This window comes from Pseudomonas migulae (assembly GCF_043225285.1).
GTDB lineage: Bacteria > Pseudomonadota > Gammaproteobacteria > Pseudomonadales > Pseudomonadaceae > Aquipseudomonas > Aquipseudomonas migulae_C.
The window spans coordinates 1,272,889-1,286,189 of sequence record NZ_CP171224.1 but is presented as its reverse complement, the minus strand read 5'-3'; the positions used below and the strand labels follow the sequence as shown (position 1 = coordinate 1,286,189).

Genomic DNA, 13,301 nt, shown 5'->3' with positions numbered 1-13,301 from the left:
CCTTGGAGGAGGGGTTCAGGTGAAATCCGCTGATGGGACCGCTACCTGTAGGAGCCGGCTTGCTGGCGATCGCATCGCCTCGGTTTGTCTGATTCACCGAGGTGATGCCATCGCCAGCAAGCCGGCTCCTACAGGTTTTGTGGTGTGCAGGGTTATTCGAAGTGTTCGAGGTTCACCGGGTCGCCGGACTTCATGTCCAGCTGCTTGCGGATGTCTTCGAACATCAGGTCGTAATGCTTGTGGACTGAGCCGATCTGGCTGTGTGCTTTCGGAATTCCGTACTTCTCGGCAATTCTTGTCACATCCCTGGCGAAGTTGTAGGCCTCCTCCTTGGGCAGGAAGAAGGGCTCTGACATGTCCTTGCCCTGAATGCTGCCATGCAGGGTGAACTGGATGCCTTTTTCCCCTTTGTCGTTCTTGCTAACTTCATAGTCGAGGTGCACGTTGTAGCTGACATCGTCCGGTGTCAGTGCGTGGCGCTCGATGTGCAGGTGACCGGGCTCGAACTGTGCCATTGACGGTTCTCCTTATAAATAAGTGATGCCAGGTTTAGCCGTGCTGATACGGGTGCCGGCCGTGCCCTGGACGATGGCCTCGATGTCTGAGAGTGAACCGATCACCGCGACTTTTCCAGTATGGCGCGCGAACTCGCAGGCTGCCTGAACCTTCGGCCCCATGGAGCCGGCGGCGAAACCGAGTTTTTCCATTTCGTCCGGGTGCGCCTCGCCGATGGCTTTCTGCGTGGGTTTGCCGTAATCGATGAAGGCGGCGTTGACGTCGGTGGCGATCACCAGCAGATCGCTGTCGAGTTGTTCGGCCAGCAGCGCCGAGCACAGGTCCTTGTCGATCACCGCTTCCACGCCTTGCAACTTGCCGTGGGCGCCGTACATCGTTGGGATGCCGCCACCGCCGGCGCAGATCACGATGCTGCCTTTTTCCAGCAGCCACTTGATCGGGCGGATTTCGAAGATGCGTTTCGGTCTCGGGCTGGCCACCACGCGACGGAACTTGTCGCCGTCCGGGGCAATCGCCCAGCCTTTTTCAGCGGCGAGTTTTTCCGCTTCCGCCTTGGCGTACACCGGGCCGATGGGTTTGGTCGGGTTCTGGAATGCGGGGTCGTTGGCGTCGACTTCGACCTGGGTCAGGAGCGTGGCGAAGGGCACCTCGAAGTCCAGCAGGTTGCCCAGTTCCTGTTCGATGATGTAGCCGATCATGCCTTCGGTTTCGGCGCCGAGCACGTCCAGCGGATAAGGCGACACCGAGGTGTAGGCCGCCGCCTGCAACGACAGCAGGCCGACCTGCGGACCGTTGCCGTGGGCGATCACCAGTTCGTTGCCGGCATGGATCTTGGCGATTTGTTCCGTGGCGATCCGGATGTTGGCGCGTTGATTGTCCGCGGTCATGGGTTCACCACGGCGGAGCAGGGCGTTACCGCCCAGAGCAACGACGATACGCATGATTCAGTCCTTCCATTAAAGAGATTACGAGCGACTCGGTTCCTTTGTCGAAACCCGGTCAATGTGGGAGCGAGCCTGCTCGCGATTACCATTTCACATTCAACAATGAAGTTGGCTGTTACTCCGCTATCGCGAGCAGGCTCGCTCCCACAGGGGTGGTGTGCCTGCAGAAGGAGCCGGGTCAGCCGTTAGAGGTCAGCCAGGGTCGATACCAGGATCGCCTTGATCGTGTGCATGCGGTTTTCCGCTTGCTCGAAGGCGATGCAGGCAGGCGACTCGAACACGTCGTCGGTGACCTCGATGCCGTTGGACAGGTGCGGATACTGCTCGGCAATCTGCTTGCCGACCTTGGTGTCGCTGTTATGGAACGCCGGCAGGCAGTGCATGAACTTGGTGCGCGGGTTGCCGGTGGCTTTCATCAGTTCCGCGTTGACCTGATAAGGCAGCAGTTGCTGGATGCGTTCGGCCCAGGCTTCGACCGGTTCGCCCATCGACACCCAGACGTCGGTGTGGATGAAGTCCACGCCCTTGACCGCCGCTTTCGGGTCTTCGGTCAGGGTGATGCGGGCGCCGCTTTCTTCGCCGTATTTCTTGCAGCGCGCGACCAGGTCATCAAGGGGCCACAGCGCTTTCGGCGCGCAGATGCGCACGTCCATGCCCAGCTTGGCGCCGATCAGCAGCAGCGAGTTGCCCATGTTGTTGCGCGCGTCGCCGAGGTAGGCGTAGCTGATCTCGTGGATTGGCTTGTCCGCGTGTTCACGCATGGTCAGCACGTCGGCGATCATTTGCGTCGGGTGGTATTCGTCGGTCAGGCCGTTGAACACGGGCACGCCGGCGAACTTGGCCAGCTCTTCGACAATTTCCTGCTTGAAGCCACGGTATTCGATGGCGTCGTACATGCGCCCGAGCACTCGGGCAGTGTCCTTCATGCTTTCCTTGTGGCCGATCTGCGAGGAATTCGGGTCGATGTAAGTGACGTTGGCGCCCTGGTCATAGGCCGCGACTTCGAAGGCGCAACGGGTACGGGTCGAAGTCTTTTCGAAGATCAGCGCGATGTTGTTGCCTTTGAGGTGTTGCTGCTCGGTGCCGGTGTACTTGGCGCGCTTGAGGTCGCGGGACAGGTCGAGCAGGTAACGCAGCTCGCGGGGCGTGTGGTGCTCCAGGCTGAGCAGGTTACGGTTGTGGATGTTGAACGCCATGATGATTCTCCTTGAGTTCGGTAATCGTCCCGGCCGCTACCGGGTCAGTGCGGCCGGGGGGATGGTCGTTTAGTAGTCGATAGGGTCGCGGACGATCGGGCAGGTCATGCAGTGGCCGCCGCCACGGCCGCGTCCGAGTTCGCCGGCGCTGATGGTGATGACTTCCACGCCCGCCTTGCGCAACAGGGTGTTGGTGTAGGTGTTGCGGTCATAACCGATCACCACGCCAGGCTCCACGGCCACCACGTTGTTGCCGTCGTCCCACTGCTCGCGTTCGGCGGCGAAGCTGTTGCCGCCGGTTTCCACCACGCGCAACGCCTTGAGGTTGAGGGCCTTGGCCACGACGTCGAGGAAACTGGCTTCTTCGCGACGGATGTCGATGCCACCTTGTTTGCTTTCGTCAGGCTGCAGGGTGAAGGCGACGATCTGGTTCACCACTTCCGGGAAGATCGTTACCAGGTCGCGGTCGCAGAAACTGAACACCGTGTCCAGGTGCATCGCTGCGCGGGATTTCGGCAGGCCGGCGACGACGACTTTTTCCACAGCCTTGTTCTTGAACAGGTTCAGCGCCAGTTGGCCGATGGCCTGGCGGGACGAGCGTTCACCCATGCCGATCAGGACCACGCCGTTGCCGATCGGCATCACGTCGCCGCCTTCGAGGGTGGAGCTGCCATGGTCCTTGTCCGGGTCGCCGTACCAGATCTCGAAGTCGGCGTTGGTGAATTGCGGATGGAATTTGTAGATCGCCGTGGTCAGCAGGGTTTCCTGGCGACGTGCCGGCCAGTACATCGGGTTCAGCGTCACGCCACCGTAGATCCAGCAGGTGGTGTCGCGGGTGAACTGGGTATTCGGAAGTGGTGGCAGGATGAAGCTGGAGTGGCCGAGGAAGTCGCGGAACATCTGGATGGTCTTGCCACCAAAACTGTCCGGCAGGTCATCGGCCGAGACACCGCCGATCAGGAACTCAGCGATCTTGCGCGGCTCCAGGCTGCGCAGCCATGACTTCGTTTCGTTGATCAACCCCAAGCCGACTGAATCGGCGGTGACTTTGCGCTCGAGAATCCAGTCGAGGGCTTCAGGGATCGCGACGATGTCGGTCAGCAGGTTGTGCATTTCCAGCACGTCTATCCCACGTTCACGCATTTTGGTGACGAAGTCGAAATGGTCACGCTTCGCCTGGGCGACCCACAGCACATCATCGAAAAGCAGTTCGTCGCAGTTGTTCGGGGTCAGCCGCTGGTGGGCCAGGCCGGGGGAGCAAACCATGACTTTGCGCAGTTTGCCGGCTTCGGAATGCACGCCGTACTTAACTTTTTCCGTGGTCATTACAGTGTTCCTCCAGATGACAAAACAATCGGGTATTACAGAGTCAGGAAGCCGTCATACAGCCCGTAAGCCGCCACGAGGGCGCCCACGATCACGGCTGCAAAAATCAGCTTCTCGACGTTGGTGAAAATCGGTTTGCCGAGTTCTCGCTTGGCCTTGGCGAACAGGACGACTCCGGGCGCATAGAGCAGGGCAGACAACAGCAAATATTTGGTGCCCCCTGCGTAGACGAGCCAGACCGCGTAGATCACCGCAATGGCACCGATGAGCAAATCCTTCGAGCGTTCTCCCGGGTCGTTTTCATAGCTCTCGCCGCGCACCGCCAGCAGCAGTGCATACGCCGCGGACCACAGATACGGCACCAGAATCATTGAGGTGGCGAGGTAGATCAGCGACAGGTAAGTACTGGCGGAAAACAACGTGATGATCAGGAACAGCTGCACCATCGCGTTGGTCAGCCACAAGGCATTGACCGGCACATGGTTGGCGTTCTCCCGGCGCAGGAATTCCGGCATGGTGTGGTCCTTGGCGGCGGCGAACATGATCTCCGCACACAGCAGCACCCATGACAGCAACGCGCCAAGCAGGGAAATGATCAGGCCGACGCTGATCAGCACTGCGCCCCAATGACCGACCACATGCTCCAGCACCGCAGCCATCGACGGGTTCTGCAGTTTCGCCAGTTCCGGTTGGGTCATGATGCCCAGAGACAGTACGTTCACCAGCACCAGGAACAACAGCACGGTGATGAAGCCGATCACGGTGGCTTTACCGACGTCGCTGCGTTTTTCCGCCCGGGCCGAGAAAATGCTCGCGCCTTCGATGCCGATGAACACCCAGACGGTGACCAGCATCATTTTGCGCACCTGGTTCATCACGCTGCCCAGGTCGGGGTTTTTCACGCCCCAGATGTCAGCGGTGAAGATGTCGAGCTTGAAGGCGAAAATCGCGATCAGCACAAACAGCAGCAGCGGCACGACCTTGGCGACGGTGGTCACCAGGTTGATGAACGCCGCTTCCTTGATCCCGCGCAGGACGAGGAAGTGCACGCCCCAGAGCAGCACCGATGCGCCGATTATCGCGGCAACGGTATTGCCTTCGCCGAAGATCGGAAAGAAGTAGCCGAGGGTGCTGAACAGCAGGACGAAGTAACCGACGTTACCGAGCCAGGCACTGATCCAGTAACCCCACGCGGAGGAGAAACCCATGTAGTCGCCGAATCCGGCCTTGGCGTAGGCGTAAACACCGCCGTCCAGGTCAGGTTTGCGATTGGCGAGGGTCTGGAACACGAAGGCGAGTGTCAGCATGCCTACGGCAGTGATGGCCCAACCGATCAGCACCGCGCCGACGTCGGCACTGGCGGCCATGTTCTGGGGCAAAGAGAAGATCCCGCCACCAATCATCGAGCCGACAACCAACGCGACAAGTGCACCGAGTTTCAGTTTTCCGGGGGATTCAGACATTGCATGACTCCAATGCAGGAGAAGAGAGACAACAGATTAGTTCTGTTAGCAATTCAGTCAGCTGACATAGATCAGTGCATGGGCACATTCCATTGTTAATGAAAGACTTATGAATCTTTCCCGGGCATGAAGCGTTCGCCGCAAAAGCCCGATCCAGAGGCCTCGACTCATACAAAAGGAATAACTCCAATTGCTTGGAACTTTTACGCTAGTTCGTTTTCTGCGTTCCGCAAATTTTTGACTCCTGTTTCCATTGTGGAATCGATTAATTAGGATTGACCCACAAATTTGCTCTTTGCCCTTACGCTTATAGAATCATCGGTTATAAATAAACGGCGCTGCTTGGCGTTATTCAACAAACGTTATTACGCTGTATCTATTTAGTTAAAAGTTACCTTGTGACGGTTTAACGACCGTGGTCGCCTTGGCCGAATCGGTTTCATCAATGGAGACGCGCGAATGTCGCAACCGACGCAAAAGCTTCGCCTGAGTGCATTGATCGCGCTGGTGGTGGGATCGATGATTGGCGGGGGGATTTTCTCCTTGCCGCAGAACATGGCAGCCCGGGCCGATGCCGGCGCGATATTGATCGGTTGGGCGATCACCGCCGTCGGCATGCTGACCCTGGCCTTCGTGTTCCAGACCCTGGCCAATCGCAAACCCGAGCTGGATTCCGGGGTGTACGCCTACGCCAAGGCCGGGTTCGGCGACTACATGGGCTTCTCTTCGGCCTGGGGCTACTGGATCAGCGCCTGGCTGGGCAACGTCGGTTATTTCGTTCTGCTGTTCAGCACCCTCGGTTATTTCTTCCCGGTGTTTGGCCAGGGCAACACGCCGATTGCCATCGGCTGCGCGTCGGTGTTGCTGTGGGCCGTGCATTTCCTGGTGATGCGCGGGATCAAGGAGGCGGCGTTCATCAACCAGGTGACCACCGTGGCCAAGATCGTGCCGCTGATCATGTTCATCGTCATCGCCGCCGTGGCGTTCAAGGCAGACATTTTTACCCGTGATATCTGGGGCCGCAGCAACCCGAATTTCGGCGGTGTGATGGATCAGGTGCGCAACATGATGCTGGTGACGGTGTTTGTTTTTATCGGCATCGAAGGTGCCAGTGTCTATTCGGCGCGGGCGGAGAAACGCTCGGATGTCGGGCGGGCGACGGTCATCGGTTTCCTCGGGGTGCTGGCGCTGTTGGTGCTGGTGAACGTGTTGTCGCTGGGGATCATGAGTCAGCCGGAACTGGCCAACCTGCAGAACCCGTCGCTGGCGGCGGTGCTGGAACACATCGTCGGGCCGTGGGGCGCCTTGTTGATCAGCGTCGGTCTGGCGATTTCACTGCTTGGCGCGCTGTTGTCCTGGGCGCTGCTCTGCGCCGAAATCCTCTTCGCCACGGCCAAGGACAAGACCATGCCGGCCTTCCTGAAAAAGGAAAACGCCAACCATGTGCCGGTCAACGCGCTGTGGCTGACCAACGTGATGATTCAACTTTTCCTGCTGATCACGCTGTTTTCGGAGGGGACTTACACCAGCCTGATCTACCTCGCGTCCTCGATGATTCTGGTGCCTTACCTGTGGTCGGCGGCTTATGCGGTGCTGCTGAGCGGGCGCGGTGAAACCTATGAACACGCCTCGGCGGAGCGGACCAAGGACTTGATGATTGGCGGCATTGCCCTGGGTTATGCGGTGTGGTTGTTGTACGCCGGCGGGGTCAAGTATTTGCTGCTGTCGGCGCTGCTGTATGCGCCGGGGGTGATTCTGTTCGCCAAGGCCAAGCACGAACAGGGCGAACCCTTGTTCACGACCATCGAAAAGGGGATTTTTACCGGCGTCATGATCGGCGCGGGCCTGGCGGCCTACGGGTTGTACAGCGGCTTGCTGTCGCTGTGAGGTTGTCGCTGGCGTACCAGCCGCCCTATGACTGGCCGGCGATGATGGGTTTTTTGTCGGCCCGGGCAGTGGCCGGGATGGAAACCGTGGTCGATGGCGTGTATTCGCGCAGCATCGGTCTGGACGGTATTCACGGCGCGTTTTCGATCAGGCCCGGGGCGGGTGATGCGCTGGAGGTGACGCTGGATTTCCCTGACCCAGCGGCGGTGCCGCAGATCGTGGCGCGGCTGCGGCGGATGTTTGATCTGGATGCGGATCTGCCGGCGATCCATCGGCAGCTGAAGGCTGATCCACTGATGACGCGGTTGATTGCCGAGCGACCGGGCTTGCGGATTCCGGGGGCGTGGGACGGTCTGGAACTGGCGATTCGTGCGGTGTTGGGTCAGCAGATCACGGTGGGGGCGGCGATCAGGTTGGCGGGGAAACTGGTGGCGCAGTATGGGTCACCGCTGGCGTCGGTTTTTCCCGGTGTTGTTTATGTGTTTCCTGAGGCGGATGTATTGGCGGCGGCGGATCTGGCGACGTTGGGCATGCCGAAAAGTCGGGGCCGGACATTGTCGGGCGTGGCGCAGGCGTTGCTCGATGATCCGCAGTTGTTCGAGCCGGGCCGCGAGGGCAGTGTGGCGCGGTTGCTGGCATTGCACGGGATTGGCGACTGGACGGCGCAGTACATCGCGTTGCGACAGTTGCGGGAGATGGATGCGTTTCCGAGTGGGGATGTGGGGTTGATCAATGCGTTGTCGGCGCTTGAAGGGGAGCGGGTGACGGCCCGGGAGTTGTTGGCGCGGGCGGAAGGCTGGCGGCCTTGTCGAGGGTATGCGGCGCAGGTGCTTTGGACTTCGTTGAGTCGGGCTGACTGAGCGGGTCCGGGATTTTTAGTGATTGATCTGACGCTATCGCGAGCAGGCTCGCTCCCACATTGGACCTGTGTCGATCACAAAACCTGTGGGAGCGAGCCTGCTCGCGATAGGGTCACCACCACTGCGCGCGGTGGGAACCCAATTCGGAGGCCGGAAGCGCCCACTGCAACGGCGTCCCGGTGATTTTCAGCGGCACATGCAGCCGATGCGCCGGCCCCCAGGGCGTCTGCTCCACCAACAGGCCCTGATCGTTTTTATCCTCCGCCCGCAACAGCTCATCCGTCCCCGGACCCTGTTCAATCAGCAGCTTCGCCGTGCGCGCCAGGGACAGCCGCGCCGATCCACCCCGTCCCAGCAACATGATCGCCGCAGCCGCCATCAAATACCCCGTCGCATGATCCAGCGCCTGCACCGGCAACGGCGTCGGTTTGTCCGCTTTCTTCCACTGTCTGCCGGCCTCGGCAATCCCGCTGCTCATCTGCACCAGGCTGTCGAAGCCGCGACGGTTCTGCCAGGGCCCGCTCCAGCCGTAGGCGTTCAGGCAGACATCGATCAGGCCGGGCGCGAGCGCCTCTCTTTCAGCGACCCCGTAACCCAGGTGTTCCAGCGCATCGGCGCGGTAACCGTGGAGCAGAATGTCGGCGTCCTTGAGCAGGTTTTCAAAGACGGCGCGATCGGTCTGATCGTGCAGGTCCAGGCGTGCGCAGCGTTTGCCCAGCGTGACTTCCGGCACCACGCCGGGCTCGTTCCAGGTCGGTGGGTCGATGCGCAAAACGTCTGCGCCGAGGCCGGCGAGAAAGCGACTGGCGACCGGGCCGGCAAGCACGCGAGTCAGGTCAAGCACCTTGATTCCGGCCAACGGCCGCGCCACGGATCCTTGCCACGATGACGGCGATTCAGGGGGGCCGGCGCTGAACTGAATCAGCGGCTCGGCGTTGACGGCTTGGCCTTGGGGGTGCGCCTGCCATTGCGTCCAGCTGCGCATTTCGGCGGCACAGCCACCGGCTTCGACCACGGCGGTTTCCAGATCGGTTGTCGCCCATTGCGCAACCCTGGCTGCCACAGCGGCACGATCGGCGCAGGCACCGAGCACTTTCTCGGCGGCGGCGCGGTGATGAGGGGCGTTGGTGTGCAGGCGAATCCAGCCGTCCCGGGTCGCGTAGTCACCGGCGACCGGGTCCCACAGCGGCGGAACGCTCCAGCCCTGTGGGCGGATCGACGTGGCGAACCAGAACGAGGCGAGGCGCCGGTCGACTTCAAGGTTGGGCAAGCGCCCGGTCTGCCGATGCAGCAGCTCGCTGACGGCCTGGCCGGCGGCGGCAATGCTGGCGCAGGCCAGGTCGGTGACGGCGAACGCCGAGGGCAGGGCGCCGTTCGAAGTGAATGCGATCGGGGTGTGGGGCAAGCCGAGTGCGGCTTGAATGGACGTGAGTAAACCAGTCATCGAAGGCCCTCCGGATATTCCCCTGTAGGAGCGAGCTTGCTCGCGAAAAACGTTTGGACAACGCGTTTCTTCAGGCGACCCACGTTATCGTTGTCGTCCATCGCGAGCAAGCTCGCTCCTACAGGGGATTTGCGGTGTGGCTTTATACGCGGAACTGATCCATCAATTTCATCTGGTGGGTGGTCAGCGAGTTGAGCTGGCTGCTGATCTGCGCCGATTCGGTGGCCTGGCCGGTCAGGGTTTCGGTCACGGTGCGGATTGCCGAGACGTTGCGGTTGACCTCTTCGGCCACGGCGCTTTGCTGCTCGGCGGCGCTGGCGATCTGCAGGTTCATGTCGCTGATTACCGTGACCGCATCGCTGATTTTGCTCAGGGCCTGCACCGCTTGCTGGATCTGCCCGGCGTTGCTGTGGGCCTGGGTCTGACTCGAATGCATGGTGGCGACCACGCCACGGGTGCCGGTCTGGATGCGTTCGATGACCACGCGAATTTCTTCCACCGAATCCTGCGTGCGTTTGGCCAGGTTTCGCACCTCGTCGGCCACCACCGCAAAGCCGCGACCGCTTTCGCCGGCGCGGGCGGCTTCGATCGCGGCGTTGAGCGCCAGCAGGTTGGTCTGCTCGGCGATGCTGCGGATCACTTCCAGCACCGAACCGATCTGCTCGCTGTTGACCGCCAGCGCTTCGACTTCGGTCACCGCTTTGCTGACTTCGTCGGCCAGTTGATTGATGTCGCGAGTACTGCGCTCGATGATCGACATGCCATCGCGGGCCGATTGATCCGCACCTTTGGCTGCATTGGCGGCGTTGGAAGCGCTGTTGGCGACGTCGTGGGCGGTGGCGCTCATTTCGTTGGAGGCGGTGGCAACCTGGTCGATTTCGCGGAACTGCACCTGCATGCCTTCGCTGGTCTGGCGGGCGATTTCCGAAGACTGGTCGGCGGTGCCACGGGCATCGGTGATGCTCTGCTTGATCTGGGCGACGGTCGGTTGCAGCTTGTCGAGGAAGCGGTTGAACCAGCTCACCAGTTCGCCCAGTTCATCTTTCTTGCTGTAGTGCAGGCGTTGGGTCAGGTCGCCGTCGCCGCTGGCAATCGCCTTGAGCATCTCGGCAACGCTGTTGATCGGCCGGGTCACGCCAGAAGCAGTAAGCCAGATCAGCAACAGGCCAACGAGACCGGCAGCGACCGCCACCAGCACCGCCTGGATCGTGCCGCTTTGCTGGGCATCATCGAGCACCGCTTGCAGCTTCACCGAATCGGCCAGCAGCACCTGCTTGGGCAGGTCGATCACCACACCCCAGGCTTTGGAATCGCTGATCGGGCTGACCGGGTACACCGCACGGATCAGGTCGCCTTGTTCGAGGATCTTCGGTGTGCCACCGCTGAGTAATTGCAGAACGTCCTTGCCTTCCGCGCCCAGGGTTTCGCTGATGCTTTTGCCGACCTTGCTCGCGTCGATGCTGTAGGCGGCAAGCACGCCGCTGCCGGAGACGATCAGCATGTGCCCGGCGCTGTTGAACAGATCACGTTGCGAGTCGACAGACGCCGCTTGCAGCGCATCGAGGGCGATGTCCACGCCGACTACGCCGATGGCTTTGCCGTCCACCAGCAGCGGTACGGAAATGGTGGTCATCAGCATTTCCTTGCCGGCGACGGTGTCGGCGTACGGGTCCAGCAGGCAGGTGCGCTTGTTGTCGCGAGGGCAGGTGTACCAGCTGTTGTACGGGGTTCCGTTGATGCTCTGGGTGGTTTTGGTCATGTCGTCTTCGACCATGATCGTGTTGAGCCCGGTACCGCCGGCACGGCTCCAGTAACTGGCGAAACGCCCGGCTTCGTTGGACTGGCGAGCGGCATCATTGGCGAACTCGCTGTCCTTGCCGTCGAGGCCGTTGGGCTCGAACGCCAGCCAGATGCCGAGCACCTTGCTGTTGCGCTCGAACGCGGTTTTCAGGCTCTGGTTCAACTCTTCGCGCACGGCGCCGGCCTCGAGGGAGCGCTTGGCGGCCATGGTGCGCATGTCCTTGATCTGGTCCGCCAGGGCGGTCACCACCAGCAGGCTTTCGCCGAACGTCTTCTGTACCCGCACAGCTTGCTCGGCGGCCTTGGCTTGCAGCAGGTTCTGCACGCTGGCGGTGAGCATCTTGCTGCTGGAGGCACTGACCAGTTCGTCGTTCTGGTTGGTCTGGTAGAAGTTCATGCTGACGATCAGGACGACCACGCCCAGCAGGCAGAGGCCGGAGAGCAGAACGATTTTCAGGCGGATGGACAGAGAGTCGAACATAGGACGAGCTCGCGAAGGGATGATGTGTTGGCTGTGGGTCGACGCCGACCGCGGTTCGCCAAATCCATTCAGCGCCATTAATTGCACATCGGCGAGGGTCGAGGATGCATGATGGTGGCCCCGACGAACGGTCATGGTTGAACGTTTGCGCGGGAAAAAGTGCCGAAAAGCGCTTTAAAACGGGGATAAGTCGCGGAGTGTGTCAGGTGGTTTGCGGCAGTGATTCCGGTCGCGACCAGATCCACAGATTGCCCAGGCTCATGCCGGCGATGGCCAGGTAGACCGCCCAGCCATGATCGAGCATGACCAGCATCAACCCCGCGCACAGCACCATGCTGACGGTGGCGCTGACCTTGGCCCGCCGCGCGACGATCTTGCCGTTGCTCCAGTTATGGAGGATCGGCCCGAACAGGCGATGGTTTTCCAGCCAGGCACTCAGGCGCGGCGAACTCCTGGTCGCCGCCCAGGCGGCCAGCAGGATGAACTCGGTGGTCGGCAGGCCGGGCACGACGATGGCGATCAGGCCGATGGCGAGGCTGATATAGGCCAGGAGGCCGAACAGGATGCGGGCGAGTTTTGAGGAGGAGCGAGTCATAAAGTAGACGCTTACCCTGTAGGAGCCGGCTTGCCGGCGATGGCGTTTTTGAAATCGCCATCGTCGGAGCGCCGCCCGCAGCAAGCCGGCTCCTACAAGGACGGTGTTGTCAGGCGATTTCGGTGGTGGTGGCGTAGGCCTGTTCCAGCAGAACGGTGAAGCGGTTGAACGCGGCGATGGCGCCTTGATCCAGCTCCGCTTCTTCCTGCTCGGTGAACTGCAAGCCATCCAGGGTTTTGACGAAGCGTTTCCAGCCTTCAGCGCGGCCACTGGCCGGCTCACCGAGGTGACGGGCGCCGAAGGTTTCGCTCAAGCCCAGACCGACAGCCCGCTTGATCAGGAAAGCCGCGCCAAGCTTCGAACCTTCGGACACAAACAGCCAGCCCAGCGCTGCGGCTTTGCTCGGGTTGCTCACTCCCCCGGCAACAGGTGTCGGCACTTCGGTGTCCAGATCGGCCAGGTCAGCCTTGGCCGCTTCGGCCCGGCAGCGCGCCGGCAGGTCGGGAACGATGGCGATCAGTTCGGCATCGTTGTAGAGCGCCACCAGTTCCGACTGGAACAGGTACTGCGCCACCACGAAACGGGCGAAGTTGGCCTGGGTTTCGAACGGGGCGTGGGCTTTGACCAGTGCATCGAGTTTGGTATGAGGCTCGTTGGTGACCTGATTCAAGCGTTGCGAACGCAAAGCGGGGCGTTGAGTCGTGTCCTGAGTAGTCATGAGAAATCCTGGAGAAATGGAAGCACTTGGTAACGAGACGAACAAGCAGGCGCCTGACCGTAAAAAAACCT

The 13,301-nt window shown here is 61.0% G+C and carries 10 protein-coding genes and 2 pseudogenes; 2 read left to right on the top strand and 10 right to left on the bottom strand.

Translation table 11 applies throughout. The features are described 5' to 3' along the window. Positions 1-152: 152 nt before the first annotated feature. The 5 genes from ACF6ZU_RS05970 to arcD (ACF6ZU_RS05950) form a co-directional block, all read right to left on the bottom strand. Complete coding sequence (locus tag ACF6ZU_RS05970) at positions 153-515, bottom strand: DUF5064 family protein (RefSeq protein ID WP_392890944.1); 363 nt, start codon at positions 513-515, stop codon at positions 153-155. Between the two features lie 12 nt (positions 516-527). Continuing rightward, positions 528-1,457 carry a carbamate kinase gene (gene arcC, locus ACF6ZU_RS05965; protein WP_392890943.1) on the bottom strand — a complete coding sequence of 310 codons (930 nt, stop codon included), beginning with the start codon at positions 1,455-1,457 and terminating at the stop codon, positions 528-530. Positions 1,458-1,645: 188 nt separating this feature from the next. Then, positions 1,646-2,656, bottom strand: a complete 1,011-nt coding sequence (locus ACF6ZU_RS05960) for an ornithine carbamoyltransferase (RefSeq protein WP_392890942.1) — start codon at positions 2,654-2,656, stop codon at positions 1,646-1,648. Positions 2,657-2,725: 69 nt separating this feature from the next. Further along, positions 2,726-3,982, bottom strand: a complete 1,257-nt coding sequence (gene arcA / locus ACF6ZU_RS05955) for an arginine deiminase (protein ID WP_392890941.1) — start codon at positions 3,980-3,982, stop codon at positions 2,726-2,728. 35 nt (positions 3,983-4,017) lie between these two features. Next, positions 4,018-5,445, bottom strand: coding sequence for an arginine-ornithine antiporter (arcD, locus tag ACF6ZU_RS05950; protein ID WP_392890940.1), 1,428 nt, complete (start codon positions 5,443-5,445; stop codon positions 4,018-4,020). Between the two features lie 459 nt (positions 5,446-5,904). On the opposite strand from arcD (ACF6ZU_RS05950), the gene arcD (ACF6ZU_RS05945) reads away from it, so the two are divergent. Then, positions 5,905-7,332, top strand: a complete 1,428-nt coding sequence (gene arcD, locus ACF6ZU_RS05945; RefSeq protein ID WP_392890939.1) for an arginine-ornithine antiporter — start codon at positions 5,905-5,907, stop codon at positions 7,330-7,332. Next, positions 7,329-8,192, top strand: a complete 864-nt coding sequence (locus tag ACF6ZU_RS05940) for a DNA-3-methyladenine glycosylase family protein (protein WP_392890938.1) — start codon at positions 7,329-7,331, stop codon at positions 8,190-8,192. Before arcD (ACF6ZU_RS05945) ends, ACF6ZU_RS05940 begins: the two co-directional genes overlap by 4 nt. 112 nt (positions 8,193-8,304) lie before the next feature. Here the strand turns inward: ACF6ZU_RS05940 and ACF6ZU_RS05935 are convergent, their stop codons facing one another. The 5 genes and pseudogenes from ACF6ZU_RS05935 to ACF6ZU_RS05915 form a co-directional block, all read right to left on the bottom strand. Continuing rightward, entirely contained in the window at positions 8,305-9,636 is a 1,332-nt protein-coding gene (locus tag ACF6ZU_RS05935; protein WP_392890937.1) for a CoA transferase, read from the bottom strand. Between the two features lie 142 nt (positions 9,637-9,778). Beyond that, positions 9,779-10,306: pseudogene (locus ACF6ZU_RS05930) on the bottom strand (methyl-accepting chemotaxis protein); the annotation flags it as partial. 378 nt (positions 10,307-10,684) lie between these two features. Next, positions 10,685-11,644: pseudogene (locus tag ACF6ZU_RS05925) on the bottom strand (chemotaxis protein); the annotation flags it as partial. Between the two features lie 475 nt (positions 11,645-12,119). After that, positions 12,120-12,512: a YbaN family protein gene (locus ACF6ZU_RS05920; protein ID WP_392890936.1), complete on the bottom strand. Its 393-nt coding sequence runs from the start codon at positions 12,510-12,512 to the stop codon at positions 12,120-12,122. Between the two features lie 109 nt (positions 12,513-12,621). Continuing rightward, positions 12,622-13,230 carry a biliverdin-producing heme oxygenase gene (locus ACF6ZU_RS05915; RefSeq protein WP_392890935.1) on the bottom strand — a complete coding sequence of 203 codons (609 nt, stop codon included), beginning with the start codon at positions 13,228-13,230 and terminating at the stop codon, positions 12,622-12,624. Between the last annotated feature and the right edge of the window lie 71 nt (positions 13,231-13,301).